The sequence below is a fragment of the Caulobacter segnis genome (assembly GCF_029543125.1).
Lineage (GTDB): Bacteria > Pseudomonadota > Alphaproteobacteria > Caulobacterales > Caulobacteraceae > Caulobacter > Caulobacter segnis_D.
The window spans coordinates 551,128-576,569 of sequence record NZ_JARQWW010000001.1; the positions used below are offsets into that span (position 1 = coordinate 551,128).

Here is a 25,442-nt window from a genome sequence, read left to right on the forward strand (position 1 = left end):
CCGCTCAGCTAGAACTTGGCCCGAAGGCCAAGCGAGAGGGTGACGCCGTACTTTTGGTAGTTGTCGCCCAGGTCCGGACTCAGCCCCCCGGTGTCGACGGTGCGCACGAAAGGCTCGTCGAAGAGGTTCTTGGCGAAGACGAAGGCCTCCCAGCCGTCCCGCAGCTCATAGTTTGCAGAGAGATTGGTCTCCGAGCGCGCCTTGATCGTCATGCCGCTGGCGTTATCGGGCTTCTCGTCGGACCAGACGGTGTTCAGGTTGAGGCTCAGCCGCCGATAGCGATAGAGCAGTGAGGCGGTCACCAGGTTGCTGGCCAGCCCCTCCACGAGGGCGTCGGCGTCATTGTGGGTGTAGGAGGCGTTCAGGCGAAGCGTGCCCCAAGCCTTGGGCACGAACGTCAGGCCTCGATTGAACTCCAGCTCCACGCCCCGGACCGTGACGGTGTTCTCCGGCGCCGAGCGGGTCGTGCGGAACGTGTAGCCGTCGTACTCGCCGCCCTGATAGCCGAACTCCTCGGCGGTGAGATCGACCGACTGGAAGAGGCCCTTGATGCTGTTCTGGAAGACGTTGACCGCAATCAGGCCGACCGGATCGAAGTAGCGCACGAGACGCACCGACAGGTTGTCCGACAATTCGGGAGCCAGGTTGGGATTGGGAGCCGAGACGATCTCGGTGCTTTCGTTGACCGCCCAGACCCCGGCGAGGTTGTTGATCCCGGGGCGGCGGATGGTGCGGCTGTAGCCCAGCTGCAGATCGGTCTGTTCGTCGAAGACGTATTTGAGCGAGGCGCTGGGGAAGAAGTAGTCGTAAGCGCCCTTGCGATCAATGCGCGGCTGCGACTCGTACTGATACCTCACCCCTTCAATCGTGGTCGCTCGTCCGGTCGCCGCGCTGGCTGAGAAGCCTGCGGCCAGGACCTCGGCGTAGGTCTTCGCATCCGGCTCCTGCGCGCGTGTCCTGGTCTCTTCCCAGCGAAGGCCGGCGCGCACGGTCAGCCTGTCGACAGGCGTGGAGGTCGCCATGAGGTAGGCCGCGTTCATGTCTTCTTCGAAGTGGCGGCGGTTGGCGACGAAGGCGGAGTAGTAGTCGTCAGCGCTCAGGGACGCGCGGAAGTACTCGGGATTTGTGCGGTAGAGCTCACCCAGGGAGTGGAGGTTAGGGGTGAAGACGCTTTTTGCGCCCGAGGCGGTGCGCAGGAAGAAGTTGTTTTCGTCGAAATTCAGCTCCACCGGCGACTGATGGTCCGCCCAGAACGCTGAGGCCGCCACCGGGCCAACGTAATTGTACTTGAAGCCTTCACGCTCGTTTCGGAAATCGTAGACGTTGCGCCCCAGCTTCGCCCCGGTCTTGAAGGTGATCGGCAGGTTTGCGATCGCCGTATCCCAAGTCAGGTTGATGGCGGCGGCGGCAAGCTCGGTGCGGGCGTAGCGTCCGTCGTTCAGATACATGACCGGCCGCGCATAGCTCGCCGGATTGGCCCAGTCGGCGCCGGAAAGCTGCGTGACGGTCCAGTCGAAAGCCTCCAGGTCGCTGCGGGCGGCCCTGTAGGACCCCGCCGCCTGCAACGAGCCCGCGGAGTAGATCGAGCCCCGATAGTTCATCGGGTCGTATTTGCTCGTGGATTCCGAATAGGAAACCCATCCGTCGAGGACAAAGCTGTCGCCCTGAAGCTCGAACCTGGGGTTCAGGGTAAGCCCCTCGCCGCGCTTGGCGACCGCCAGGGACTCGGTGTCGATGCGGGCGTTGGGGTGGGTGGTCGTAAAATCCGCGAGCGGATCGCCGGTGACGGCGCGGGCCCGGTCACCTGTAGTGAAGAGCCACGAGCGCTGGCCCGACCAGGTGTCCGCCTCGTTGTAGAGGGCGGTGAGCGACAAGGTGAGGGCATCACTGGCGCGCAGATCCATGGACAAGGTGGCGGCCCGGCGCTCGACCGTCTGGTTGATCTGGCGCGCGCGCATGGAGACCAGGGTCACCGGGGCGGGGCTGGCCGCGGTCGGAACCTCGTTCCATCCGGCGGTCATCATCTCGCGCTGGATGTAGGCGTTGGATTCGCTGAGGCTGACGACAACGCCCAGACGCCGATCGAAAAAGACGTCTGAGTACTCGATCTGGGCGCTTGGAAGGATGCGGGCCTGCCGGCCGCCTCCTTTGTCGCCGGGGCCGCCTCGATAGTTGTCCCAAAGGTCGCTCTGGGTCAGGCCGGAGACCTGAGCGATGATGCTGCGGCCGCGTCGGTCGAAGGCGCGCTTGGTGCGAAGATTGATCGTGCCGGCCGGTGCGTTGGCGTCCACATCGGCGCTGATCGTCTTGGAGATTTCGATGGCGTCGACGCTGCTGAGCGAGACCTGTTCGAAACTGAAGCCGCGCGCATTGCTCACCGCCGCGCCGGCGTCGGCGCTGGCCAGCGCCACGCCGTTGACGGTGACCGAGGCGTAGTCGGAGGGAAGCCCCCGGACCCGCACGTAACGCACGGTGCCGTCCAGGGCGTCGGTGTCGACGCCCGGCATGTTCTTGATGAACTCGCCGACATTGCCCTCGGAGACATTGCCGAAAGCTTCCGCAGACAGGCTGTTGGTGATGTTCATGGACTGGCGCTGGCTCATGATCGCCCGCGCGTCGCCGTCTCTGGCGGCGATCACCGTCAGAGCCGCGACTGCGCCGTCTGCAGGCGTCAGCTCGATGTCGCGCTCCAGGGTCTGTCCGCCGGCCAGATCGACCAGCACCCTTGCATCCTCGTAGCCGGCATAGCGCACGACAATCTCCACCGGACCGGCCGCAACGCTGGCGCGATAGCCTGACCCATCTTCGCTCGACGCCGGGCGCTGGACGCCATCGGAAGCACGGATCGTCACATCGGCGTTGCGCAGATACTCGCCCGTCCCGGGATCGAGGATGCGTCCCATCACAGAGCCGACGGCGGTGTCCGGACGGCGGGTGGAGCGCAGGGTCAGCAACGAGCCGCTGTCCGAAGCGATGGTCAGGGGCGTGCCTTGAAGAAGCTGGCGCAGGGCGGCGCGCGCATCCATATCACCGCTGACCGCCCGGGTGCGCACCCCTTCCAGGTCGCGGGCCGGCGCCACGATCTGCAGGTGCGCCTGCCTTGCGAAGGCGGGGATGGCGGTGACCGCCGGCTGGGCCGGCACATCGAAGCGACGCACTTGCGCTGCGGCCTCGACGCTCGCGCACAGAACCGCAACCGCGACGCCGCCCGCGAGCAGGTTCTTGTAGGTGTTCATGGTCTTGTCCCCCGCGTCGCCGTGGGAGCAGGCGACGTTCGAGGGCTAAGAGATTTCGGCGGATGCTCTCCGCCACCTGTCACAAATCTTTATGTAGCTGACATGGAAATGACCACGTCATTCCCGCGTTCGACGACCTTCGCTCCAAAGACCGAAGCAACCGCGCGGCTGAAGCCGACGGGGTCGTTGGCTGCAAAGAGGCCCGTGATCGGCTCGCGGGCCAGGGCTTCATCCGTGATCACGATGCGCGGATCGCTGTAGCGCGAGAAGGCGCGCGCCGCAGTCTCGAGGGTCTCGCCCTGAAAGGCGATCTTGCCTTCGCGCCAGGCCAGATCGCGGATGATCTCGTCCGGTCCCACCTGGACAGGACGAGGCTCGGCTCGGTCGAGGAGAAGTCGTGTCTGCGGCCCCAGCTTCAGATCCGAGCCTCGCGCCGGCGTCGCCGCCTCGCCTTCATTGACCAAAATCTCCACGGGCGCGCCGGCCAATCTGCGGACTCGAAAGGCGCCGCCTTGCGACGTGATGCTGGCCGGGCCGGCATCCACGGTGAGCGGGCGCGAGCGATCCGCGACCGTGAAGTAAGCCTCGCCCTGCAGGAGGGCGACCTTGCGCGCGCCCCGGTCGTCGCGGACCTTCACGCGGGTGTCCGTGTTGAGCAGCACCGTCGATCCTTCGCCCAACGGCACAAGACGCATCTCGCCGCGCTCGGTGGCGTAGGCGCGCGGCGCCTGAACGCCGACCATAAGCACCGCCGATGCGCCGGCGACGCCCGCGGCGGCCAGCCCCCCCGTCAACAGCCTTCGCCGCGATAGACCGGCATTGGGCGCACCGCCGAACCTGGCAGGGTCATAGTCCGCGCCAAAGGCCGCCGCGGACCGGCTTCCCATGGCCACGGCGTTGGCGCGCAACAGCGCGCCCGGTCGACGGGCGTCGCCCGTCAGCCACGCCTCAAGCGCGGCCTTTTGCTCATCATCGAGGGGCGCGCGATCAAGCCGGGCGGCCCAGTCGGCCGCCGCTGCATCAATGCTTCGACTTGTTTCGCGTTGGGCCATGAGGGGCTGCGACCTTCGGTTGTTTCTTCATAGAGGTTTGAAGGGTGGGGTTTCCGCCACTGGCCGCCCATTCGATCAGGAGGCGCACGCCCCTGGCGATATGCTTCTCCACGGTGTTCTCGGACAACTTCATCCGCGCGGCGATCTCGCGCTGCGACAGACCATGCACCCGGCGAAGCGTGAAGGCCTGGCGTGTCTGGCCCGGCATGGCGGCGATGGCTTGCCCAAGGCGTCGCAGATCATCTCTTGCGATGGCGCAGTCCTCCGGAGACGGCGCATCGTCCGCTCCGGTGTCGATCATCAGGTCATCCATGGCCTGGATCGAGACGATCCTTGCTCTTCGGATGTGGCGAACGATCAAGGAGTGGGCCACCTGGAAGAGATAAGCTTTCGGGTGGGTGATGTCGGCGACGGTCTCGCGGCCTGCAAGGATCGTGTAGGTCTCCTGAACGATGTCGTCGATCTCGATGCCGGCATTGCGCTTGGCGCCGAGCCAGGCGCGCAAGGCCGGCTCATGCGGCAGAATGCTGCGCATGAACCAACGGGTTCTTTCTTCGTCCAGAACAAACATGGCGCGGGCCCAATTGCGGTCCAACGCCCCTAGGCCATCGACCGCAACGGATTGATGACGACTGCCCCAGTTCAGCTCAGGTCTTGCTCAGGCGTCGGCGGTTGGCGCGCACCTTGCGACGGTAGTGCTTGAGCGTCTTGTTCATGAAGGCGGGCGCCGTGAACCCCAGCGCCCCGCTAAGCGCCATGACCTGCAAGGCCTGCGCCGCCTCGACCTTCTCGTCGATCATGCGCTTTGCTTCACGCTCGGCCTGCGGACCTCCGGCGGCGATCTTCATGGCCCGAAGGCCGATGACTCCGGCGGATTCGGATCCGAGCATCCAGGCGTCCCAGGCGAGCCTCACATAGGGATTACGTGCACGCGTCATGGATGGCCTCCGACCGCTTCAACGCTTGGCGACCACAATCGGATGATGAGGGTCGGCCGCGGTCGATAGCCCGCCTATTGCAAAGGGGTTCAACCAAGGCCGACAAGTCGAGATTTAATTGTATGATATATCACTCACGTTGATAATTATGGGCTGATATGTCATACATGGAAAATGGCTCGCACCTCAGCTGCAAAGACAGCCCTTCCCGCACCTGCTCGCCGCGCCCTGAAGACTTTGGGCGCCGATGTCGCTGTTGCGCGTAAGCGCCGTCGTATTCCCCAACAGCTGCTGGCGGACAGGATGCTGGTGAGCCGGCAAACCGTTCAGCGCCTCGAGGCGGGAGACCCGACGGTCAGCCTCGGCGTCCTGGCCAGCGCGTTCTTCATCCTGGGCTTCACTTCGCGACTTGAAGCGCTGCTTTCGCCCCAAAGCGACGCTATGGGGATGAGTGAAGAGCTGGCCAGATTGCCCAAGCGCATACACACCCCCGTAGCGGACGATCTGGACTTCTGACGCCGATGCCCAGCGTAAGCACGATCGTCTTCATGCATCTGCCCGCAGGGCCCGTTCCCTGCGGCCGGCTGACCATGACAAGCGAGCCACGGGCCAGCTTCGCCACTTTCGCCTACGGTCGGCGCTATCTGGAGCGCGCCGATCGGGTTGCGGTCGATCCGGTTCAGTTGCCACTGCCCGAGCCAGGCGGCGAAGACATCGTGTTCCGTACCGAGGAAGGCTTTTCGAACTTCAACGGGATCCGCGACGCCGCGCCTGACGGCTGGGGCCGCTACCTCATGTACAAGGCGCTGGACGATCGCGAGCCGAGTGAAGCGGAGATTCTCCTGGCTTCCGGTGACTACAGGGTCGGCGCCCTGGCCTTTGGCCCGACGCCTGAATCTCCCGGGCGACTGACGCCGTGGGGCGAAGGAGCCGCGCCCGGCGAGCATTTCACGCTGGAAGAGCTGGCGGCGGCGGTCGAAGAGGTTCAATCGGTCGACGAGCTCGACGACAATCTGCGTCGCCTGTTGACTGCCGGATCCTCGCTGGGAGGAGCCAGACCCAAGGCGGCGACCGATGTCCTCGGACAGCCGTGGATCGCAAAGTTTCCGGCCAATGACGACATCTATCCCATCTGCCGCATCGAGCTGGCGACCATGCGCCTGGCCAAGCATTGCGGGTTGGATGTGCCGAACCTGGACTTCCGCGAGGTCCTTGGCCGCGACATCTACATGATCGAACGGTTCGATCGGATTTCGACTGCTGACGGGGCTCGTCGACAGCCCTTCGCATCCGGGCTGACCATCCTGGGCGCCCACGAAAGCGACGTGGGACGCCATAGCTACGCCGACTTGGCCGATGCAATTCGCCGCCATGGGGCCGATCCGCGCAAGGACCTTGTCGAACTCTACCGCCGCATGGTGTTCAACATTCTTGTCACCAATGACGACGATCATCTGCGCAATCACGGTTTTCTGTGGACGGCGCAGGGCTGGCGGCTATCGCCGCTCTATGACGTTGTGCCCAAGCCCCAGGTGGGGCTTGAGCGGACACTGGTGTTGGGGGTCGGCCCTCGGGGGCGGGCTGCCACGCTGGAGAACGCCATAGCGGGCGCCGGAGCCTTTGGTTTTACGATCGAAGACGCCCGTCGAGACGCCCTAGCCCTGGTCGATAGCGTGCGCGAAGGATGGATGAAGCAGTTCCGGGGAGCCGGACTGGGTGACGCCGAGATCAGGCGCTTTGCTACGTGCTTTCGTCTGGCCGATCACGGGCGCGACCTGCTGGAAGCCTGAACTCCGAACAATGCCCGCGGCGACCTGAAACTCCCCTGCACAGGCCCCTATGCGGCCAGATCTTCGACCGCGATCGGCCCCTTGGCGGCGGTGCGCCGCGTCTGCAGGAAGCGGCGCTCCTCGCCCTCCAAAACCACGGCGGTCAGGACGCCCGTGGCGTAGGCGCCGGTGTCGACGCCGATGCGGCGCTTGTCCGAGTGCGGGTCGTCGGCCGGGGTGTGGCCGTGGACGATCAGCTTTTCGAAAGCCCGCGTGTCGTTGAGAAACTCGCCGCGGATCCACAGGCGATCACGCCGGGTCTGCTGGTCGAGGGGAACGCCCGGGCGGGCCCCGGCGTGGACGAAGGTGTAGTCGCCAAGCGTGACGGCCTCCTCGAGCCCCTGAAGGAAGCTCACATGCGCGGCCGGCATGGCGGCCCGCAGCTCTACTTGCGCGGCCTTCCAGGCCTCGGGCTCGGCGCCGCGGGCCGGCGGCGTCACCCGATAGGACATCAAGGTCTCGCGACCGCCGAACTCGCACCAGGTCTCGCCCACCTGCGGGTCGGCGAGGAACTCCAGCAAGGTGTCGTCGTGGTTGCCGGCCAAGAAGCGCACCGGGATAGGCGAGCGCTCCTTGAGCATGACCAGGGTTTGCAGGACCGCGTCAGACCGCGGCCCGCGGTCCACATAGTCGCCCAGCATGACGAGGGCCGAGGCCTGTGACGGCCGCTTGAGCGCCTCGTCATAGATGCGTTCAAGCAAGGCGTTCAGCAGATCGGCGCAGCCATGAACATCGCCGATGGCGTAGATGCGCACGCCTTCCGGCGCGCGGATCGGCTTGGCGTTGGCGAAGGAAAACAGACGCTTGAACATCGAGCCCTATGTAGCCTCACGATAGCGGGGATGAGGCCGCCTCAACGGCATCATAAATCCAGCAGCGGTGCTTGTAGTGAGGAAATCACGTTCGGGCCTCTGGATCCCATTGATATCCAACAGCCACATAAGCGGCTTCCATAGAAGCTCCAGAATGATATAACTAAGATAATTATATTACTTGCTGTTCAATTTTAGGCATAACTACTAACATGCTATCACTTCTTACGCCTACGGGCGGCTTGGAGAAGCTCGCAGCCAACGTGAAAAGTCTCCGGTTGGCGCTCGGCCTGACCCAAGCGGGCCTTTCCGCACGCTCCGGCGTTCCGTTGGGCACTCTGCGCAAGTTTGAGCAAACCGGACACGCGTCGAGCGAAGCCCTCATGAAGCTGTTGATCGCAGTCGGCGCGGCGCAAGCGGTGATCGAGGCGACCGAGCCTCGGCCGGCCAGATTCTCGTCGATCGACGAAGTGCTTGAACCTGACCCCAGGCCCACGCGCAAACGAGGTTGGCGCAAATGAAGCTGTCGCCTGTCGCTGCCGTGAATGTCGGCCTGGATTTCGGAGAAGGCGTCATTCCTGTCGGTCGCCTGGCGACCCGCGACCGGCGCGTCTACTTCGAGTACGATCGGGCCTTCCTCGCGAGGGGCCTGGAGATCTCCCCCTATCGGTTGGCGCTGCGGCCGGGTCTTCAGAACTGCGACCCAATGTTGTTTGAAGGTCTTCCGGGCGTCTTCAACGACAGCCTGCCGGACGGCTGGGGTCGGCTCCTGTTCGATCGTGCGCTACGCGCGAGCGGCGTTCTGCCTGAGCAGATCTCGCCGCTTGATCGCCTGACACACGTTGGCGCACGCGGCATGGGCGCTTTGGTCTACGAGCCGGACCATGCTGAGACGCCGCCAACAGTCGACCTTGATCTCGATCGCCTTGCCGAGCAGTCGCAGCAAGTCCTTCAGGGCGAGGCTGACGAGGTGCTCAGTGAACTGATCGCCCTCAATGGCTCTTCGACCGGCGCTCGCCCAAAAGCGATGATCGGGCTGCAGCCCGAAACGGGCCTGATCACTCACGGCGTCGCGACGCCGCCCCAGGGGTTCGAGGCATGGCTGGTCAAGTTCCCCAACAGCCATGACGGCCAGGACGCAGGCGCGATCGAGTACATCTACGCACTGATGGCTGAGGCCGCCGGCCTCGTCATGACGAAGACGCGGCTGCTCACGACGGACAAGGGGGGCGCCTACTTCGCGACGCAGCGCTTCGACCGCAATGGTGCAGCTCGGGTGCACACACACACCGCCTCCGGCCTTCTTCACGCAGATCACCGCATCCCCTCGCTCGACTACGAGCGTTTGATTGCTCTCACGTCAGGCCTTACCCGCGATGTTCGCGAGGTCGAGAAGATGTTCCGATTGGCGGTATTCAATGTCTTCGCACACAACCGCGACGACCACGCCAAGAACTTCACCTTTCTGATGAACGATCAGGGCGAGTGGAGCCTTTCGCCGGCCTACGATCTGACCTTCTCGTCGGGCCCTGGCGCGGAGCAAACGACAACGGTCATGGGACAAGGCAAGACGCCATCCAGCATCGACCTGAGGAAGCTGGCTGAAATCGCAGGCCTCGCCAGCGATGCCGCACAGGACATCATCGATCAGACGCGAGACGCCGTGCGCCAATGGCCGCAGCTGGCGGCTCGGCATCACGTGACCAGGCAAAGGGTGAAGCTGATTGCGGAGCGCCTGGACGCAATCGCCTGACGAGCGCCACACCCGCACGCTGACCAGACGGCGCCTCACTCGTCCACATGAAGCTGTTGATCGCCGTCGATGCAACGCAAGCGACGATTGAGGCGACCGAGCTGCGGCCGACCAGCTTCTCGTGGATCAACGAAGTTCTTCAACTTGAAGCCGAACCTACACGCCAGAGCGGCCGCACGGTGAAGACGGTCGCGCTCATACGTACGGCTGCGCCGCCTCCGGGCGGATGAAGCCCGCGGTCGCTCCGGCGGCGCCCATGATCACGAACTGCACCGCCATGGCGCAAAGGATGAGGCCAAGAACCCGAACGACTACGGTCATTCCGACGCGACCCAGCATGCGCGTGATGATCGGCGTCGCCCACAGCACCAGGACGACGGCGGCGGCGGCGACGGCGATCGCGACGAGACCCGACGCTGCTTCCAGGCCGCCCGCCGCCGACTCGCTGGCATAGATCACCACAGCCGAGATCGCGCCCGGGCCCACGAGGATCGGAATGGCGAAGGGCACGACGATCTTTTCGAAGGTGCGTCGCGCATAGGTGCGCGGGTCGCCGTCCTCCAGGACGTCTTCCGCGTCGGAGCCGACGAGCGCGCCGCGCGCCATGTCGATGCCCAAGAGAAACAGGATGAGGCCGCCGGCGATGCGGAAAGCGGGCAACGAGATGCCAAAGACCTGCAGCAGGGCCACGCCCGCCACATAGAAGAGGCCGAGCAGTCCGATGACGAACACGCCCACATAGAGGGCGATGCGCCGCCGGGCGGCGCCGGTGGCCGATCCGGTCATGGCGGCGAATACCGGCAGGTTGCCGATGGGATTGATGAGCGCAAAGAGCGCGACGGCGAAGTTCAGCGCCAAGAGGAGCTTGGACATGGGGGTAATCCTGGGAGACGGCGCGGACGCCGGTTGAGAGAGGCGCTGGCCCCTAGAGGTCCATCCCCGGCGCGCCTTGATCGATCCTGCGCCCCAGCGGCGTTTTCTGGCGTCGCGGCCGTGCTTTGTTACGGCCGCCGCTTCGTCGGTTACGGTTGTAGGCGAATGCGCCTAGCGAGCGCCGCATCGGCGCGGCACACCCTGCGGTGGTTGACCCAGGTGTCGGCGCAGGAGCTTACCCATGTCCTCAGGTCTGATCGCAAGCGGCCGCAGCGTCGCGGCCTTCGGCCCGTTCGAGTTTCACTTCAACCCGCCTGGTCTGTTCGAGGCGGGCAAGCCGGTGGCCCTGGGCCGCAAGGCTCTGGAGATCATCGGCGTGCTGGTGGATCACGCGGGCGACCTTGTGACCCGCGCTGAGCTTTCGGCGAGCGTCTGGGGCGGGGTGACGGTCGTGGAGGCGGCGCTTCGGGTTCATATCTCCGCGGCCCGCAAGGCGTTGCGCGACGGAGAGGACGGCTTTCGTTTCATCGTCAACGAGGTGGGCCTGGGCTACCGGTTCGTCGCGCCCGTCGCCTTCGCCGCGCCGCTGCGTGGGTTGGAGGGAGAACCCCTTCTGATCGGGCGCGAGGATATTGAGCCGCGCATCGCTGCGTTGATCCCGGACCATCGCTGCCTGACCCTGATCGGGCCCTTGGGTGTCGGCAAGAGCGCCCTTCTGCGCCGTGTGGCTCAACGCCGACAATGGCCGCTGATCGATCTGGCTCGGGTCGACGACGAGGCCGGCCTGCTGGCCGCCGCGGCCGAGGCGCTCGACTGCGACGCCGACCGGCAATCGCTCCTTTCCGCGGTCGTCGATCGCGGGGACGACCTGCTGATCTTCGATAATGTCGAGGGCGCGCTCGAGCCTTTGGCCGCCGTCGCTGACGCCATCTTGGGCGCCACGCGCTGCGGTGTGCTGATCGGTGCGCGTGCGCCGCTGAACATTGCCGGCGAGGCGGTCTTGCAGACGCCGTGCCTCGAGGCTCCGCCGCTTGGCCCTCTACGAGCCTATGACGCGGCCAAAATCCCGGCGATGCGCCTTTTCGTCGAGCGGGCCGACGCGGCGACCCCCGGCGGGTTCGTCCTCGACGACGGCAATGTCGAGGCCGCGGCGGAGCTTTGCCGCCTGCTCGACGGCCTGCCGCTGGCCATCGAACACGCCGCCTGCGCCCTCCCCGGTCTTGGGCTCAGGGGCCTGCTGGAGATCTGGCGCTCCAACCAGGGGTGGGACCTGATCGAACGTCGTGGCGCTCAGGCGCGGCACGCAACTCTCGAGGCGGCCTTCGCCACGCTTTGGAGCGACCTGTCCTGCCTGGAGCGGTCGATCGTCCTGGCCCTGGCCGACCACCCCGAAGGCCTGCCCCTGACGGCCATCGAGAGCAGAACGGCCGGCGGCGGAGCGACCTTGCTGAAGACCCTTGTGCGCCTGACCGCCTGTTGCATCGTGCAGCGTCAGGGCGACGGAGACGAGCCCGTCTACCGGCTCGGCAATCTGCTGCGGCTCTACGCCCTTACCCAAGAGCGCCCCACGCCCGCTCAAGGCGCGCCCGGCATGACCGGCGGCGCGCCCGGGCGGAGCCTTCGCGCCGTCGCTGCCCCGCACCGCTAAGCGCACCAAGGAAATGTCTTTTCGACACGCAGCCAACTGACGGCATAAACACCGTTAAGAAAGCGGTTTACGCGCCACTTAACGCGACTTTACGCCCCGGTTCGGGCATTTTTTGGCCAAGGAAACAAAACAAAGGAGCGTTTCCATGTCCATCCGAGTCCTCACCCTGAGCGCCGTTCTGGCCGCCGCCGCCACCATGGCCGTCGCCAAGCCCGTGGCCATTCAGATCGGCGATCTGAACCTTGCCCGAGAAGCCGACCGCAAGGTGCTCGCCGCCCGGGCCGACCAGGCCGCCGATCAGCTATGCAACACCGCCGATTTCATGGCCTTGCAGCAGCGTCGCAGCTGCCGCCTGAGCGTCCACGCCGAGGTCGCCGACCTGGTGGCCGCCCGCACCGAACGTCATCGCATGGCTGCGGTCGCGGCCGAAACCCGCGCCGCTGAAGCCGCTTACACCCAGCCCTGAGGCGTTTGCGCCTCCGCCGCCGCGTGCGGCGGAGGCGGCCCTCAGTAGGCCGAGAAGCGCTTTCGCATGACCGCCTCTTCCTGTCGGATGCGGATGAGCAACAGCAGCGCATAAGGCCCGGCCAGGATCGTCGCCGTCATGGCGGCGTGCGCCGCCAGCATCAGGCCGGCAAGCTCCGGCAAGATGGCCAGGAAGTAGTTGGGGTGGCGGACGGTTCGAAAGAGCCGGTTGGTCACCAGTTTATGGTCAGAAGCCAAGATGAGCTTGATCGTCCAGATCGGCCCAAGGCCCCGGATCACCACAACGAGCATCACGGTGCCGAACGTCCATAGCGTCATGCCCAGGGCGGCCGCCGCGTCGAGCGTGGCCGGCCGGCCAAGGCTCTCGACTGCGACGCCCAGGTAGACGGCGATATGCGCCAAGGTCAGCAGCCGTGTGTTCGTTCGACCAAACTCCACAGCGCCTGCCGCCTTCAATCGGCGCTCGTTGCGCGCGGAGATGGCGACGCTGGCCAGGCGGACGGCGGCGGCGAGGCCAAGAAAGGCCAGGAGCCAGGCGGGCATGGATCGTCTCTCGGTTGCTGCACGCTAAGCTTTAGCGGCTCGAAAGCGTGCCCCACGAGGTCGTTCCGGCGCTGGATCGGCGCATTCTGCGGCCGCCAAGCGGCTGCTTCGCTTCAGACCTCGACCGGGTCGAGGACTGCGCAGAAGGCCGCGCGCAGGGCCGCCGCCAGGCCTTCCGGCGTGGGCGGCCATGGACAGGCGACGCAGCGGTTTTGCGCCCGGCTGAGGGCGAGGACCGAAGGCGCGGCGGTGGTGGACAGCACGACCGGCAAGTCCGGCCGCGCCGCCAGCAGGGTCCTGGCCAGGGCGACCGCACCGGCCGGATCCCGGTCGGCGACGATGGCTCCATCGAAGCGCGACGGGTCCTCGGCGAAGGCGGTCCTGGCCGCCGCCCCGTCGACAAAGGCCACCGGCTCATAGCCGAGCTCGGCGACCTGCTCTTCATCGAGCTCGGGCGCGCTGGAGCCGATGGCCGCCACCAGCAACACCTGTCCCATTCCGGCCGCCGAGCGCAGCGCCTCGTGGCTGCTCGGAAGCCAGACGTCGAATTGGGTCCCTCCGCCCTTCGGAGCGTGGACATCGACGCCGCCGCCATGCTCGCGGGCTGTGCGGCTCACGGTCGCCAGTCCAAGGCCGTTGCCTTGCGGCCGCGTGGTGAAGAAGGGTGCGAAGATGTGGGGGCGCACCGCCGGATCGATGCCTGATCCGCTGTCCCTGATGCTGATCACCACATAGTCGCCGGCTGGCAGGCCCCCGTCGTCGGCCGCGCGCGGCTCGGGCAAATGCCGACGGCTGACGCAAAGCTCGATCGGCGCGCCTTCGTCGCTGGCCTGGGCGGCGTTGGCCCCAAGATTGAGGATGAGCTGCAAGAGCTCGGAGCTGTCGCCGAACACCCCGTGCTCGTCCGCCGGGACCTCGAAGACGAAGCGTCCGCGGTTCTTCTCGGCCGCCTCCAGCAGAGGGATCGCCTCGCACAGAAGATCGGTGACGGCGACCCGTTCGAGGGCCGCCCGGCGACGGGCGCCATAGGCGAGAATCTGATCGACCAGCTGGCGGGCGCGGTCGACGGCGGCGACGATCTCCCCCTGGTGGCGGGCGATGTCGCCGTCCGCCCGGGCGAGCGCCATTTCGGCATGTCCGCGCACGGCGCCCAGGACGTTGTTGAAGTTATGGGCGATGCCGCTGGCGAACACCCCTACAGCCTCCATGCGGGCGGCCTGGCGCAGCCGCTCCTCGAGGGCGGAGCGTTCGCGCTCGCCATGCAGGCGACGTACGGCGCCGGCCATCACGCCCAACGCCATTCGAGCGATTTCGGCGTCGTTGACATCGATCCAGGACCGGCCCGCCTGGCGCACCAGAACCAGGCCTGCTCGCTCGCCGTCCTCACTGCGGATCATGGCGGTGAGCAGTCCGCTCTGTCGCAGGGCCGCCGACCGGGCGCGACGATCATCCGGCAGGGTCTGCTGGGCGAGATCAGCGTCCTCGATGCGGTCGAGGGCGACGTTGCGGCTGTAGTCGCAGTCGGCCTTGTCGCCCCAGGCGCGGTCGACCTCATAGACCCCCTCACCCACCAGGCGGGCATGCTCTGCGCCAAGCATCCGGCCCAGATGCTCGAGAGCTGCGCTGATGACCGCGCCGACTTCCGGGGCGGGTGCGTTGAGCAGATCGGCGGACAGCTGCGCCGCGGCATGCTCCAGTTTGGCGCGGCGGCTGAGGCGCTGCATGTGACGCGACAGCCGCACCGAGAACTCGGCCGACAAGACCACCAGCAAAAAGACTGCGATCAGCAGCACGCCGCGTTGCCACCAGGCGGAAGCGGCCGATTTGGCTCGCCCCTGCTCCACGAGCACGCGCAAGGCGTCGCGCGCGCGACGCTCTCGCTCAGCCAGCACGGCGGCCACGCGCTCATCGGTCTGCGGCAGCAGGTCGAGAAGCAGGACGGCGTGGGCCAACACCTGGGAGACGGCCTCCTCATCACCGCCCGCCGCGCGCAATTCAGCGATCCGGCGCGCCGCCGCCGCTTGGTGTTCCGGGGCTGTGTCGGCGCTCAGCCGCAGCAGGGCGGCCGAGAGCGCGCCAAGTTCTTCAGCGGCCGGTCCGAAACGCTCCGGCTCGGAGGCGACGGCGCCGAAATAGGCCAGACTGTTGCGGATCAAGGCGCTGTCGCTCTTGATCCTTTCGGTGAGGCGCAGCTGGCGCCGAATATCAGCCTCCAGCTCGGCGAGATGGCGCTGGGCCGCGGCGGGCGCCCGTTCGTCGCGGCGCAGAGGTTCAAGAGCGCGCTCCAGGCGCGCGGCGTCTTCGACCAGGGGATCGAAATTGCTGAGCAGGCCGGCTCTGATGCTCACCACGTCCCGACGCAAGCGCGCCTGAGCAGCGTCATAGTCGAGCAGCGCATGGTCGGCGGCCGCCAACGCCCGCGTCGCCGGCTCGATGCGCTCAAAGTAGATGAACGCGGCGGTCGCGATCATCGCCAGGGCCGCGACGCCCGCCACCAGCCTTCTCATGGTCCGGGCCTGCGCGGCGCATCGCCGGAGAGCGTTCGCAAAAAGGCGGCGATGTCGGCGACCTGACGGTCGTTGAAGCTGCGGTTCAGCTGGGCTCGCCCCATGGTGCGCACGGCCTGCTCGAGCGTCGCAGCGGACCCGTCGTGAAAATAGGGCGCGGTGCGGGCGACATTGCGCAAGGAGGGCACGCGCAGGCGCTCACGCTCGCCCCGGGTCACGGGGTGGAACACGCCGCTGACTTGCATCAGGTTCCCTCCGACGTTGCGTCCCTGGTGGCAGGCGGTGCACCCCGCCGACTTGAATAGTCCGTAGCCGCGCTCTTCCTGCGCGGTGAGCGCATCGGATTTGCCCATCAGCCAAAAGTCGAACCGTGCATTGGGGGTGATCAGTGTCCGCTGATAGGCGGCCAAGGCCTCGACGAGCACTTCTCCGTCGAGGTCGCGGCCGAAAGCCTTGCGAGCGCGTGCGTTCAAACCTCGGTCGGCGCGCACCCGCCGGGCGGCCGCTTCGGGCGTCGTCGCCATGATCCGCGGATTGAGCAGGCTGGCGCGCGCCTGGCTCTGCAGGTCACGCGCCGACCCGGACCAGTTGAGGCGAAAATTGAGGGCGGCGTTGTAAACGCTCGGGGTGTTGACGGGCAAAAGCTTGCCGTCCGCGCCCCGATCGAACCGGTCGGGGCCGGCGCCGAACGCCTGCGGACGGTGGCAGCTGACGCAGGCGCGGTCGCCCTTGGGGGAAAGCCGCCGATCAGCAAACAACATCGCGCCCAGCGTGGCGGCGGCGTCGGACCGTGGAGCCGGCGGCAGCGGCTGGATCGGTTCACGGACGCGGCTGGCTTGGCCCTGGCTGGCGGCCTGCGCGGCGGCGGCCGCCATGGCCAGGACAATCGCCGCGCCGGTCAAACGGGTCGCCAGGCGCCTCACGGATCCACGCCGCCCTTGAAGACATAGCCCACGCCGCGCAGGGTTTCGATGAGCCGCGGCGAGGTCTCGTCGCGCTCGAGCTTGCGTCGCAATCGAAGGATCTGCACGTCGATGCTGCGGTCGAAGATGTCCTCGTGGATGCGGGTGGCGCGCAGGAGATGCTCGCGCGACAGCGAGCGCCCCGGCGCATCGAGGAAGGCCTGCAGCAGCGCATACTCGCCCTTGGTCAGGGCGACAGGCTCGACGCCCTCGCGCGAGAGCTTTTGGGTGTTGCGGTCGAGCTCCCAGCCGTTGAAGCGGATCTTGGCGCGCCGGCGCTGGCGCACCGGATCAACCGCCTCGCCGCGGCGGCGGGTCACCGCCCGGATGCGCGCCAGAAGCTCGCGCAGGCTATAGGGCTTGAGCACATAGTCGTCGGCGCCCAGCTCCAGGCCCAGGACGCGATCGATTTCGTCCTGACGATGGCCGGTGGTGATGATCACCGGGACGTCGGACTCGCTGCGGATCACCTTGAGAATCTCCAGGCCGTCCTCGGAGCCCAGATTGAGGTCGAGCACAATCGCGTCAGGCGCCTCGCGAAGGCATCGCAGGACCTCAGCCTGGGTGGCTGCGCCCTGTCCTTGCAGACTGTTGTTGGCCAGGAACTCCAGCAGCATGGCGCGCAGCGCCGGATCGTCATCCACCACCAGCACCCGCGCGGCACGCCGCACCCCGCCGCTCTGCTCGATCTCCAACACCGTCGAGGCTCCGCCCGGGCCCTGACGGGCCCCACCACTCAAAGAGCGCCGTTCGATATCGGCGGACCTCTCACCGGTCTTGCCGGCTTCTGCTGCGTTTGGACCGATCCTGCCGTCTCCGGACCAAAAGGCCGCCGGCGACGCGGCGACAGCAAAACCCCACCGACCGCAAAAGCGGACAAGCCGGCCGGCCGTGGCGGCGGCTATCGGCCCCGCAAAACGCAACGGAACCACACCCATGACTCATAAAACCGCCTGGCTCGCCGGCGCCGCTGTCACCTTGGCCGCCACCGCCGCCTTCGCCGCGTCCCCGCCCCGCGCCACAAGCCTCTCGGCCGACCTGAGCCCCGGGGTCTATGTCCATTCCCGCGGCGAGTGCCGCGACGCGCCCGCCAAGGCCTTCCGCACATTCGACGGCGACAATCTCAGCGGGCCGGCCGGACGCAGCTGCCGCTCGCAGGTGGTTTGGAGCCGTGGCGCGGAGCATCGCCTGCGCCAACATTGCACGGCTGGCCAAGGATCGACCCCGAAGAGCTCGCAGTCCTTGCTGCGGGTCACCAGCCACGACAGCTTCGAGCTGATCGACGTCTACAGCCACCCGGCCGGCAAAACCCCCAGCGTCCGCAAGACCACGCGTTTCCGCCGCTGCGCCATCTCCGACGCCGCCGCGCTGCGCTAACCCCTTGCGCGTCCATCAGCCCTTCATCGACGCCGGTCATGACGCCCCGACCGCCGCCCGCGTCTGCGTCTTCACCGGCGCGGGCCTGCTTTGCGTGTTCATGGCGCTGGCGAGAGTGGACGCTGCAGGCTGGGACGAGCGCGGTCGGCAGGCGGTCATGGCGGCGCTTTGCGGCGCCGCCTTCTTGCCGGCCTGGTCGATCCTTGGCGATGTGAGGGTGCTGGCGGTCGTCTGCGCGCTGGTCACGGCCGTCGACGCCGCCCGTCGGCAGGCGCGCGCCTGTCTGGCGCTATGGGGCGCCGGGCTCACCAGCCTGGGCGCCAGCTTTGTGCTCAAGGCGGTCTTCGACCGGCCGCGCCCTCCCGGGGCCTTTGAAGCCGGGGCCAGCTTTCCCTCCACCCACAGCGCCATGGCCGCGGCGGTCTGGTTGACGCTGGCCCTGCTGCTGACGCGCCAGGCTCCTCGCCTGCGCCTCCCCACCGTGACCGCAGCGATCGTGGCCGCCCTCTTCACCGCTGTGGCCGGGGTGGCGCTCGGACGCCACTGGCCCAGCGACGTAGGCGGCGGCCTGGCGTTGGGGGCGGCGGTGGCGGGCGCAGCGGCTCTCGGCGCCAATGCCCGGCGCGGACGTCCCTCGCCTGTCGCCCTTTGACCGGGGGCGTGACGCCAGGATTGCGCGAGAGACCACAGGATCGGCCAAGCCCGGCTCCGCGGCCGCCTCATAAAGCCACGACAGCACAGAGCAAGACGATCAGGGAGAGGCCGGCTCGGCCCGAAACGCCATGAAGATGATCACCGCCTTCATCAAGCCCTTCAAGCTGGAGGACGCCCGCGCCGCCCTTATGGATGCGGGCGCCGAGGGGCTTACGGTCAGCGAGGTGCGCGGCTGCGGCCGTCAGCTGGGCAAGACCGAGATTCATCGCGGCGAGGAGTACAAGGTCACGTTCGTGCCGAAGGTGCGCCTCGACGCGGTGGTCAACGACCCAGTCGTCGAACCCGCCCTGCGGGCCCTGCGCGCCGCGGCCGCCACCGGCCGCATCGGCGACGGCAAGGTTTTCGTCACCGAGGTGGTCGAGGCCATGCGCATCCGCACCGGCGAGGCAGGCGCAGCGGCGCTTTAGGAACACCGCCGCGACGGGACGCGCTGTCGGCGAGCCGGCGCAGACCGGCGACCGGCGGCTCTCAAGGGGCGGACGGGGAGGTCCGCCTCACGGCGCGGGGACGGCGGCGGCGAACGAGAGAGCGCCGCCGATTCAAACGTCCTCGGGTCGGTTGCGGCGGGACGTCTGGGCGTCCCGCCGCATGACACCGGGCCATCAAAATCTCTGCCCGGCCTGCAACCGCAGGAGCCGCCGAACCAGGCCACGTCCGACCAAGCAAGCCGGCGCCGCAAGACGCTACCCAAGCGCCGCCGCGCTAGTTTTCGCCAGCCTCCAGACGCCGTCGCGGCCGCGGCCTGGTCGGGACGTCTGCATCCATGTCTTCACTACACTCCTGTTCCGTCGTCGCCGCGGCGACGTGCGCCATTCTTGGCGCCGGCGCGGCCCACGCCGCCGAGGCCGATGCGCTCGAGCCGGTGATCATCACCGCCGAACGTCGCCAAGCGTCGGTTGCGACAACACCCCTGGCGGTGACGGCGGTTACAGGCGAGGCCTTGATCGCCCGTGGCGCCGAGGACGTCTCGTCGCTGGCCAGGATCATCCCGAACCTGCAGTTGGAGGGCGCCGCGCCCCTGTCGGGCGGCGCCTTCAACGCCACCCCGTTCATCCGAGGGATCGGGCAGAACGATGCGTCGATCTTCAATGAGCCGGGCGTCGGCATCTATCTCGACGGGGTCTATCTGGGCCGATCCACCGGGGCGATCCTTGAATTGCTCGACGTCGAACGCGTGGAGGTGCTGCGCGGCCCGCAAGGCGCCCTGTTCGGCAAGAACGCCGTGGGCGGCGTGCTCAATGTCATTTCGCGACGGCCAAGCCAGGAGCCGAGCGCGCGCTTCGCCGCCGTGGTCGGCGACTATGGCCGCCGGGACGTCACCGCTGTGGTCGGTGGCGGCGTGGCGCAAAGCCTCAGCGCCCGGCTCGCGGTGGGACGCTTCGAGCGCGACGGCTATGTCAAACGCCTGGCGGACGGCGCCCGCCAGGGCGGCAAGGGCGTGTTCACCGCCAAGGGCTCGGTGCTCTACGAGCCGGACGCGGACCTGTCGGTGCAGGTCGGCTTGGACCTGACCCGCGCCGACCAGGAATCGGCCGCTTTGACCCTGCTGCAGGTGGCCCCGCGCGGCGCGCCGTTCCTGGACGTGTTCAACGCGGCGGTGGCGCCGCGTACAGGCATCCGCGCCCCGGACGGCGCCGCAGCGCTCAACGCCTCCTTCGTCACCGGCGATCCCTTCACCACCTGGGCGACAGGGCCGAACCGCAACACCCTCGATCAGGGCGGGCTTGCCGTGACGGCGCAGTGGCGCCCCAGCGACGCGGTGACGGTCAAGTCGATCACCGCCTATCGGCGCCTGAACGCCCTCTTCTCGCGCGACGGCGACAACACCCCCTTCACCTTCCGGGAGACCTCCGATTCCGTGCAGCAGGAACAGATCAGCCAGGAGCTGCAGCTGAGCGGCGAGGTGTTCGACGGCCGGCTGGAGTGGCTGACGGGGCTCTATGCCGGGCGCGAGATCGCCGCCCAGGACAGCCAGATCGTCCTGGCCAGCGGAGTCTATGATCCGGTGCTGCGGCCCAACACGGCCCTGGAGCTGGTCTTTCGGCAGTACAACAAGATGAACACTCTCAGCTACGGGGCCTTCGCCCACGGTCGCCTGGCGCTCACCGACAGGCTGAGCGCCACCTTGGGCCTGCGCTACAGCCGTGACGAAAAGCGCTTCCAGGTCTCCGAGCAGCGCAAGGTGTCGCGCACCTTCATCGTCGATCCACGTGATCTTGAGCTTTTGTGGGGGCGCTATCCGCTTCGAGGGGCGTGGGACGACCTGTCGCCCACCCTCGGCCTGCAGTACGCGGTCACCGGCGATCACTTCGCCTACGCGAACGCCTCCAAGGGCTTCAAGAGCGGCGGCTTCAACGGACGGGCCACCAGCGGGCCGGCCGACATCGCCCGCTTCGATCCTGAGACGGTCTGGAGCTATGAGGCGGGGATCAAGAGCCGCTGGCTGGACGGGCGGCTTGAGACGCAGCTCACGGGCTTTTGGATGGAGTATGAAGACATCCAGGTCACGGTGAACCGCACGCCGGCCAACTTCGTAGGCAACGCCGCGGAGGCGCGTCTGCGCGGACTTGAGCTGGAATGGCGCGCCGCCCCGTGGCGCGGCTTGCTCATCGAAGGCTCGGTCGGCCACAACCACGCGCGCTACACCAGGGTCGGCCAGGGGGGGCTCACCTTGCCGATCACCCGCGACAGCCGTCTGGTGCGCGCCCCGCAATGGACGGGCGCCTTGGCGGTCGAACAGAGCGTCGCAACCTCCTACGGCCAATTCCACGTTCGTGGCGACTGGTCCTACGTCGATCGCCAGCACTTCGATGCCGCCAACTCGCCATTGATCTCGCAAAGCGCCTACAGCCTGTTCAACGCCCGCCTCGGCTGGCGGGACGACGACGACGCATGGCAGGCGGCGATCTTCGTCAACAACCTGACCGACGAGACCTATCTGGTGTCCGGAAACGCTGCGAGCCCGGCCTTCGGCTCGATCACCGAAGGCGCCTATGGCCGCCCCCGCGAGATCGGGATCTCCCTCGAACGCCGCTTCTAGGCCGGGGCGGCCCCCGCCGGATCGCCGGCGGGGGCCGCCCCGGCGCACGTGATCGCCCGCCGGCCGGGCGCCTCACGGCGCTTTGAGTGCAAGTCGCCACAATTCAGGTGCGAACCCCTCGCAAAGCTGCATTGTGGTTCTAGCCGCAACCGAAGCGGTCGACCCGTCATCCGAGGTTCTCATGGCCAAGGTGGAGGCGCTGCAACGCCTGACGACGCCGGTGCCCACCGCGCGCGGCTTCGATGCGGCGTCGCAGACCTCGGGCCTTCGCGTCTTTCACATGCAAAGCGGCGGCGACGCCGAGATTGAGGGCCGCGCCGAGGTGATGCCGGCCTGGACAGCCTTCTTCCAGTTCGCCGACCATCCCGAGCAGGATCTTTGGGTGGACGGCAAGCACCGACGCGTAGCGCCGCTCGCAAGAGGCGAGGTCCAGTTTTTCGACATGCGCCAGGAGCATGTGGCGCGCCTCGACGCGCCGGTGGACACCTTGACCCTCACCCTGCCCGTGGCGCTGGTGGAGGAGCTGTCGCGCGAGGCGGGGCGGCGGCCGCCGGCGACCTTGCGATGCCCTGAAGCCTGGTCCCAGTCCGATCCCGTTTTGCAGGCCATGGCCCCCTTGCTGGCGGCGGCCTGCGCCGACCCGACCGCCGATCAGCTCTACCTGGACCACCTGGGCCTGGCCGCCGCTGTCCATCTGCTGGCCCGCTATGGCGAGCAGGGCCCGTCCGCGATCGTGCGCGGCGGCCTTTCGGCCTGGCAGGAGAGACGCGCCAGGGAGATGATCCGCGACCAGCTCGACGGGGATCTGAGCGTGGCCCGGATGGCGGCGGAGTGCGGCCTGTCCACCGCCCACTTCGCCCGCGCCTTTCGCCGCTCGACGGGCGCGACCCCGCATGGATGGCTCCAGGCCAGCCGCATCGAGCGGGCCAAGCACCTTCTGGAGCGAACGCCGTTGAGCCTTGCCGAGGCGGCCTTGCAATGCGGCTTCGCCGACCAGAGCCATTTCAGCCGCGTGTTCAAGGCTGTGACCGGCGCCACGCCCGCCCGATGGCGGCGAGAGCGGGCGCCAGGTCCGCTGCGCGGCGCCGTCGAGGACTGAAGGCCTCTGGGGAGCCGATGAGGAAGAGGCCCTAGTCCACCACCGAAAGCTCGCCCGTCCACAGGCGCGGCGCGGCGGCTCGGCTTCGATGCACCCGGCGCCAGGCGCTTGGCACCAGCCCGCACTCGCGCTTGAAGATCTTGGTGAAGTGGCTCTGGTCGGCAAACCCGCAGGCGACGGCGATCTGGGCCAGCGGCGTGTCACTCTCCTCCAGGAGGCCTCGAGCGGTCTCGACGCGGCAGGCCTGGAGCCACTGGTGAGGCGTCATGCCGGTGGACACCTTGAAGGCCTTGGAGAAATAGGTGACGCAAAGATTGCAGGCGCGGGCCACGTCGTCGACCGTGACCTCCTTGGCGAGGCTGGCGCGGATCAGGTCGCGCGCCTTGCGCTCCTGCCAGGGCGCCAAGCCCCCGGGCCGAAGATCGGTCGGAACGGCGGCGCCATGAAGCTGGGCGACCTGAAGAACGGCGGCGGCCATGATCTGATCGAACGCCAGGATGCTTTGGCTGTCACGACGAACGCATCCGCGGATGAGCGGCGCAAGACCGGCCAGAACCGCGTCCTGCTCGCGCCAGCTGCAGTCGCCGCCCAGACTTGCCGCCAGGCTGACCCCGCCGGCCTGGACGATATCCTCCACCGCCTTGTCGTCCATTGAGATGATCAAGGCCTCGAACGGCGCGTCGGAGCGGCCCTCCGGGGACTGCCCCGGCCCCAGGACGCAAAAACGAGGGTCGGTCCCGTCATCGCCGAAGCCCGCAAAGACGATGCGCCGCGCCGCGCCCACGGCAGTCGTCAGGCCCTTGGCTGTGGTGGTTGTCAGCTCCACCCGAAGCATCGAGCGCCGCGTCCGCACGATCGCGGCGGCGGTGCGGGGGGCGGCGACCCGAGGCGACATCGCCGTCCTGGGCGCGAAGCTGCGTTCGGCCGGATGGCGGCGGTCATGGGCCAGGCGGGTGTGGTCATGGGCGGTGTTGAGCATCGAAAAGCAGAACCTTGAGGGGCGATCAGCGCCCCTCAAGGTTCTCGGCCGGCGCGGCTGCGCTTCGATTTCACGCTCCGATAGAATGGTTACAGCCGTAGCGCGCGCGCGCTGCACAGCAGGATCGCGCCATTTCGAGCGCAACTGGTCGAGACCGCGCAGGCCGCCACAAGGAGGTTCGGCGACGTCCGGCGATGAAGCGCCGGCCTCTGCGAGGTTTCCATGAAGATCATCATCGCCGCCATGCCGTTCACCGGCCATCTCAACCCCATGCTTGGCGTCGCCCGCCATCTTGCCGACCGTGGCCATGAGATCGTGGTCCTGACCGGCGCGTCCCAGAGGGCGCGCGTCGAGGCGGCCGGCCTGGTCCTGCGCGCCCTGCCCGCCGCCATCGACTATGCGGACATGGATGCGCATTTCCCGCAGCGGGCGCGTCTTGAGCCGGGCCTGGCCCAGGTGAGCTTCGACTTCGAGCACATCTTCGTCGGCCCGATGACGCAACAGGCCGAAGCCCTGATGGCTCTCAGCGACAGCTGGGGGGCGGACCTGATCCTGGCAGAGCACCTCTTCTTGGGCACCCTGCCTCTGCTTATGGGTCTTCACCCCACGCGGCCCGCCATCATCCACTGCGGCGTCTGCCCGCTGCTGCTGGCCCGCGAGGACGGGGCCCCGATCGGTCCGGGCCTGCCCTACACGGACGACCCGGCCGTGCGCGCCCATTATCGCGATGTCGTCACCCCGATGGTCGAGGCGGTGGCGGCGCCGGCCCAGGCGTCCCTGGAAGCGCAGCTGGCGGCCCTGGGCGTGGGCGGCCGCCTCGTACCGATGATGGAAGGGCCCACGCGCCTTGCCGATCTGCACTTGCAGTTCGGCGTGCCCGGTCTGGATCTTCCGCGCGAGGCCATGCCCGGCCACATCCGCTTCATTGGCCTGCCCCCGACCACCCCGACCGATGCGCCGCTCCCAAGCTGGACCGCCGACGTGGACGACTACGGCTCGGTGGTCCTGGTGACCCAGGGCACAGTGGCCAACGAAAACTTCGATCGCCTGATCCGGCCGACCATCGAGGTGCTGGCCGATCGGCCCGACACCCTCGTGGTCGTGACCGGCGGCGGCAAAAGCCTCGAGGGTCTTGGCCCGCTTCCGGCCAATGTGCGCGCCGCCTCCTACTTTCCGCTCGACTGGCTGCTGCCCAAGCTGAGCGCCCTGGTCACCAATGGCGGCTTCGGCACGGTTTTGCAGGCCCTCGCCCACGGCGTGCCGGTCGTGGTGGCCGGGACGACCGAGGACAAGGCTGAAGTGGCCTGCCGCGTCGCCCATAGCGGCGCCGGCATCGACCTGCGCACCGACACGCCCGAGCCGCAAGCCCTGGCGGCCGCCATCGATGCGGTCTTGGCCGATCCGGCCTATCGGACCGCGGCGCGCAGGCTGCAGATGGAGTTCGTCGCCTATGACAGCCGGCTGATGATTGACGTTGCGGTCGCTGACGCCACGAACAAGACCGCTTCGCCGGCGGCGCGCCTGATGCGCGCGTGAGCAAGCAAGACGCCCCCGCACGGCCTGGCCGGCGGGGGCGCAGTCGCCAACGATCGCT

Annotated in this window: 23 protein-coding genes; 12 read left to right on the plus strand and 11 right to left on the minus strand. The window is 67.6% G+C overall.

Going from position 1 to position 25,442, the window contains the following annotated elements; translation table 11 throughout:
- Positions 1 to 8: 8 nt before the first annotated feature.
- From P7B02_RS02715 to P7B02_RS02730, 4 genes are all read right to left on the minus strand, one after another.
- The gene (locus P7B02_RS02715) at positions 9 to 3,236 is read right to left on the minus strand and encodes a TonB-dependent receptor (protein ID WP_277784762.1); all 3,228 of its coding nucleotides are present in this window, start codon (positions 3,234 to 3,236) and stop codon (positions 9 to 11) included.
- An 89-nt stretch (positions 3,237 to 3,325) separates the two neighbouring features.
- Entirely contained in the window at positions 3,326 to 4,288 is a 963-nt protein-coding gene (locus P7B02_RS02720; protein ID WP_277784763.1) for a FecR family protein, read from the minus strand.
- The gene (locus P7B02_RS02725) at positions 4,257 to 4,823 is read right to left on the minus strand and encodes an RNA polymerase sigma factor (protein WP_277784764.1); all 567 of its coding nucleotides are present in this window, start codon (positions 4,821 to 4,823) and stop codon (positions 4,257 to 4,259) included. The genes P7B02_RS02720 and P7B02_RS02725 overlap by 32 nt, the downstream gene beginning before the upstream one ends.
- A 112-nt stretch (positions 4,824 to 4,935) precedes the next feature.
- Complete coding sequence (locus P7B02_RS02730; protein ID WP_277784765.1) at positions 4,936 to 5,226, minus strand: hypothetical protein; 291 nt, start codon at positions 5,224 to 5,226, stop codon at positions 4,936 to 4,938.
- A 174-nt stretch (positions 5,227 to 5,400) separates the two neighbouring features.
- Between P7B02_RS02730 and P7B02_RS02735 the strand changes: the two genes are divergently transcribed.
- Together P7B02_RS02735 and P7B02_RS02740 are read left to right on the plus strand one after the other, a co-directional pair.
- A complete protein-coding gene (locus P7B02_RS02735) occupies positions 5,401 to 5,742 on the plus strand; it encodes a helix-turn-helix domain-containing protein (protein WP_277784766.1) in 342 nt (113 codons plus the stop codon).
- 32 nt (positions 5,743 to 5,774) lie between these two features.
- Positions 5,775 to 7,016: a type II toxin-antitoxin system HipA family toxin gene (locus tag P7B02_RS02740; RefSeq protein WP_277784767.1), complete on the plus strand. Its 1,242-nt coding sequence runs from the start codon at positions 5,775 to 5,777 to the stop codon at positions 7,014 to 7,016.
- Between the two features lie 47 nt (positions 7,017 to 7,063).
- Here P7B02_RS02740 and P7B02_RS02745 read toward each other — a convergent pair whose 3' ends face one another.
- Positions 7,064 to 7,867 carry a metallophosphoesterase family protein gene (locus P7B02_RS02745; RefSeq protein ID WP_277784768.1) on the minus strand — a complete coding sequence of 268 codons (804 nt, stop codon included), beginning with the start codon at positions 7,865 to 7,867 and terminating at the stop codon, positions 7,064 to 7,066.
- A 242-nt stretch (positions 7,868 to 8,109) separates the two neighbouring features.
- On the opposite strand from P7B02_RS02745, the gene P7B02_RS02750 reads away from it, so the two are divergent.
- Together P7B02_RS02750 and P7B02_RS02755 are read left to right on the plus strand one after the other, a co-directional pair.
- Complete coding sequence (locus tag P7B02_RS02750; protein ID WP_277784769.1) at positions 8,110 to 8,388, plus strand: helix-turn-helix domain-containing protein; 279 nt, start codon at positions 8,110 to 8,112, stop codon at positions 8,386 to 8,388.
- Positions 8,385 to 9,620, plus strand: coding sequence for a type II toxin-antitoxin system HipA family toxin (locus tag P7B02_RS02755; protein ID WP_277784770.1), 1,236 nt, complete (start codon positions 8,385 to 8,387; stop codon positions 9,618 to 9,620). Before P7B02_RS02750 ends, P7B02_RS02755 begins: the two co-directional genes overlap by 4 nt.
- A 195-nt stretch (positions 9,621 to 9,815) precedes the next feature.
- On the opposite strand, the gene P7B02_RS02760 is transcribed toward P7B02_RS02755, so the two are convergent.
- A complete protein-coding gene (locus tag P7B02_RS02760) occupies positions 9,816 to 10,493 on the minus strand; it encodes a MarC family protein (RefSeq protein ID WP_277784771.1) in 678 nt (225 codons plus the stop codon).
- Between the two features lie 241 nt (positions 10,494 to 10,734).
- On the opposite strand from P7B02_RS02760, the gene P7B02_RS02765 reads away from it, so the two are divergent.
- Positions 10,735 to 12,141: a winged helix-turn-helix domain-containing protein gene (locus tag P7B02_RS02765; protein ID WP_277784772.1), complete on the plus strand. Its 1,407-nt coding sequence runs from the start codon at positions 10,735 to 10,737 to the stop codon at positions 12,139 to 12,141.
- A 145-nt stretch (positions 12,142 to 12,286) separates the two neighbouring features.
- On the plus strand, positions 12,287 to 12,607 hold the full coding sequence (locus P7B02_RS02770; RefSeq protein ID WP_277784773.1) for a UrcA family protein: 321 nt from the start codon (positions 12,287 to 12,289) through the stop codon (positions 12,605 to 12,607).
- A 41-nt stretch (positions 12,608 to 12,648) separates the two neighbouring features.
- On the opposite strand, the gene P7B02_RS02775 is transcribed toward P7B02_RS02770, so the two are convergent.
- The 4 genes from P7B02_RS02775 to P7B02_RS02790 all read right to left on the minus strand — a co-directional run bounded on the left by P7B02_RS02775 (position 12,649) and on the right by P7B02_RS02790 (position 17,337).
- Positions 12,649 to 13,170, minus strand: a complete 522-nt coding sequence (locus P7B02_RS02775; RefSeq protein WP_277784774.1) for an isoprenylcysteine carboxylmethyltransferase family protein — start codon at positions 13,168 to 13,170, stop codon at positions 12,649 to 12,651.
- 113 nt (positions 13,171 to 13,283) lie between these two features.
- Entirely contained in the window at positions 13,284 to 15,665 is a 2,382-nt protein-coding gene (locus tag P7B02_RS02780) for a DAHL domain-containing protein (RefSeq protein WP_277784775.1), read from the minus strand.
- Between the two features lie 8 nt (positions 15,666 to 15,673).
- Positions 15,674 to 16,579, minus strand: a complete 906-nt coding sequence (locus tag P7B02_RS02785) for a cytochrome-c peroxidase (protein WP_277784776.1) — start codon at positions 16,577 to 16,579, stop codon at positions 15,674 to 15,676.
- A gap of 17 nt (positions 16,580 to 16,596) precedes the next feature.
- Positions 16,597 to 17,337: a response regulator gene (locus tag P7B02_RS02790; RefSeq protein WP_277784777.1), complete on the minus strand. Its 741-nt coding sequence runs from the start codon at positions 17,335 to 17,337 to the stop codon at positions 16,597 to 16,599.
- A 238-nt stretch (positions 17,338 to 17,575) separates the two neighbouring features.
- Between P7B02_RS02790 and P7B02_RS02795 the strand changes: the two genes are divergently transcribed.
- From P7B02_RS02795 to P7B02_RS02815, 5 genes are all read left to right on the plus strand, one after another.
- Positions 17,576 to 18,016, plus strand: a complete 441-nt coding sequence (locus P7B02_RS02795) for a hypothetical protein (protein WP_277784778.1) — start codon at positions 17,576 to 17,578, stop codon at positions 18,014 to 18,016.
- A 4-nt stretch (positions 18,017 to 18,020) separates the two neighbouring features.
- Complete coding sequence (locus tag P7B02_RS02800) at positions 18,021 to 18,668, plus strand: phosphatase PAP2 family protein (protein WP_277784779.1); 648 nt, start codon at positions 18,021 to 18,023, stop codon at positions 18,666 to 18,668.
- A 130-nt stretch (positions 18,669 to 18,798) separates the two neighbouring features.
- Positions 18,799 to 19,137, plus strand: a complete 339-nt coding sequence (locus tag P7B02_RS02805; protein WP_277784780.1) for a P-II family nitrogen regulator — start codon at positions 18,799 to 18,801, stop codon at positions 19,135 to 19,137.
- 356 nt (positions 19,138 to 19,493) lie between these two features.
- A complete protein-coding gene (locus tag P7B02_RS02810) occupies positions 19,494 to 21,770 on the plus strand; it encodes a TonB-dependent receptor (protein WP_277784781.1) in 2,277 nt (758 codons plus the stop codon).
- A gap of 133 nt (positions 21,771 to 21,903) precedes the next feature.
- The gene (locus P7B02_RS02815; RefSeq protein WP_277784782.1) at positions 21,904 to 22,869 is read left to right on the plus strand and encodes an AraC family transcriptional regulator; all 966 of its coding nucleotides are present in this window, start codon (positions 21,904 to 21,906) and stop codon (positions 22,867 to 22,869) included.
- 31 nt (positions 22,870 to 22,900) lie between these two features.
- Here the strand turns inward: P7B02_RS02815 and P7B02_RS02820 are convergent, their stop codons facing one another.
- The gene (locus P7B02_RS02820) at positions 22,901 to 23,848 is read right to left on the minus strand and encodes a helix-turn-helix domain-containing protein (protein WP_277784783.1); all 948 of its coding nucleotides are present in this window, start codon (positions 23,846 to 23,848) and stop codon (positions 22,901 to 22,903) included.
- A gap of 222 nt (positions 23,849 to 24,070) precedes the next feature.
- On the opposite strand from P7B02_RS02820, the gene P7B02_RS02825 reads away from it, so the two are divergent.
- Positions 24,071 to 25,384, plus strand: coding sequence for a glycosyltransferase (locus P7B02_RS02825; protein ID WP_277784784.1), 1,314 nt, complete (start codon positions 24,071 to 24,073; stop codon positions 25,382 to 25,384).
- The last annotated feature ends 58 nt before the right edge of the window (positions 25,385 to 25,442 follow it).

Excerpts from the sequence above, each read along its gene's own strand:
- P7B02_RS02715 (WP_277784762.1), bottom strand. The coding sequence starts at position 3,236 with ATGAACACCTACAAGAACCTGCTCGCGGGCGGCGTCGCGGTTGCGGTT.
- P7B02_RS02720 (WP_277784763.1), bottom strand. The coding sequence starts at position 4,288 with ATGGCCCAACGCGAAACAAGTCGAAGCATTGATGCAGCGGCGGCCGAC.
- P7B02_RS02725 (WP_277784764.1), bottom strand. The coding sequence starts at position 4,823 with ATGCGCAGCATTCTGCCGCATGAGCCGGCCTTGCGCGCCTGGCTCGGC.
- P7B02_RS02730 (WP_277784765.1), bottom strand. The coding sequence starts at position 5,226 with ATGACGCGTGCACGTAATCCCTATGTGAGGCTCGCCTGGGACGCCTGG.
- P7B02_RS02735 (WP_277784766.1), top strand. The coding sequence starts at position 5,401 with ATGGCTCGCACCTCAGCTGCAAAGACAGCCCTTCCCGCACCTGCTCGC.
- P7B02_RS02740 (WP_277784767.1), top strand. The coding sequence starts at position 5,775 with ATGCATCTGCCCGCAGGGCCCGTTCCCTGCGGCCGGCTGACCATGACA.
- P7B02_RS02745 (WP_277784768.1), bottom strand. The coding sequence starts at position 7,867 with ATGTTCAAGCGTCTGTTTTCCTTCGCCAACGCCAAGCCGATCCGCGCG.
- P7B02_RS02755 (WP_277784770.1), top strand. The coding sequence starts at position 8,385 with ATGAAGCTGTCGCCTGTCGCTGCCGTGAATGTCGGCCTGGATTTCGGA.
- P7B02_RS02760 (WP_277784771.1), bottom strand. The coding sequence starts at position 10,493 with ATGTCCAAGCTCCTCTTGGCGCTGAACTTCGCCGTCGCGCTCTTTGCG.
- P7B02_RS02765 (WP_277784772.1), top strand. The coding sequence starts at position 10,735 with ATGTCCTCAGGTCTGATCGCAAGCGGCCGCAGCGTCGCGGCCTTCGGC.
- P7B02_RS02770 (WP_277784773.1), top strand. The coding sequence starts at position 12,287 with ATGTCCATCCGAGTCCTCACCCTGAGCGCCGTTCTGGCCGCCGCCGCC.
- P7B02_RS02775 (WP_277784774.1), bottom strand. The coding sequence starts at position 13,170 with ATGCCCGCCTGGCTCCTGGCCTTTCTTGGCCTCGCCGCCGCCGTCCGC.
- P7B02_RS02795 (WP_277784778.1), top strand. The coding sequence starts at position 17,576 with ATGACTCATAAAACCGCCTGGCTCGCCGGCGCCGCTGTCACCTTGGCC.
- P7B02_RS02805 (WP_277784780.1), top strand. The coding sequence starts at position 18,799 with ATGAAGATGATCACCGCCTTCATCAAGCCCTTCAAGCTGGAGGACGCC.
- P7B02_RS02810 (WP_277784781.1), top strand. The coding sequence starts at position 19,494 with ATGTCTTCACTACACTCCTGTTCCGTCGTCGCCGCGGCGACGTGCGCC.
- P7B02_RS02820 (WP_277784783.1), bottom strand. The coding sequence starts at position 23,848 with ATGCTCAACACCGCCCATGACCACACCCGCCTGGCCCATGACCGCCGC.
- P7B02_RS02825 (WP_277784784.1), top strand. The coding sequence starts at position 24,071 with ATGAAGATCATCATCGCCGCCATGCCGTTCACCGGCCATCTCAACCCC.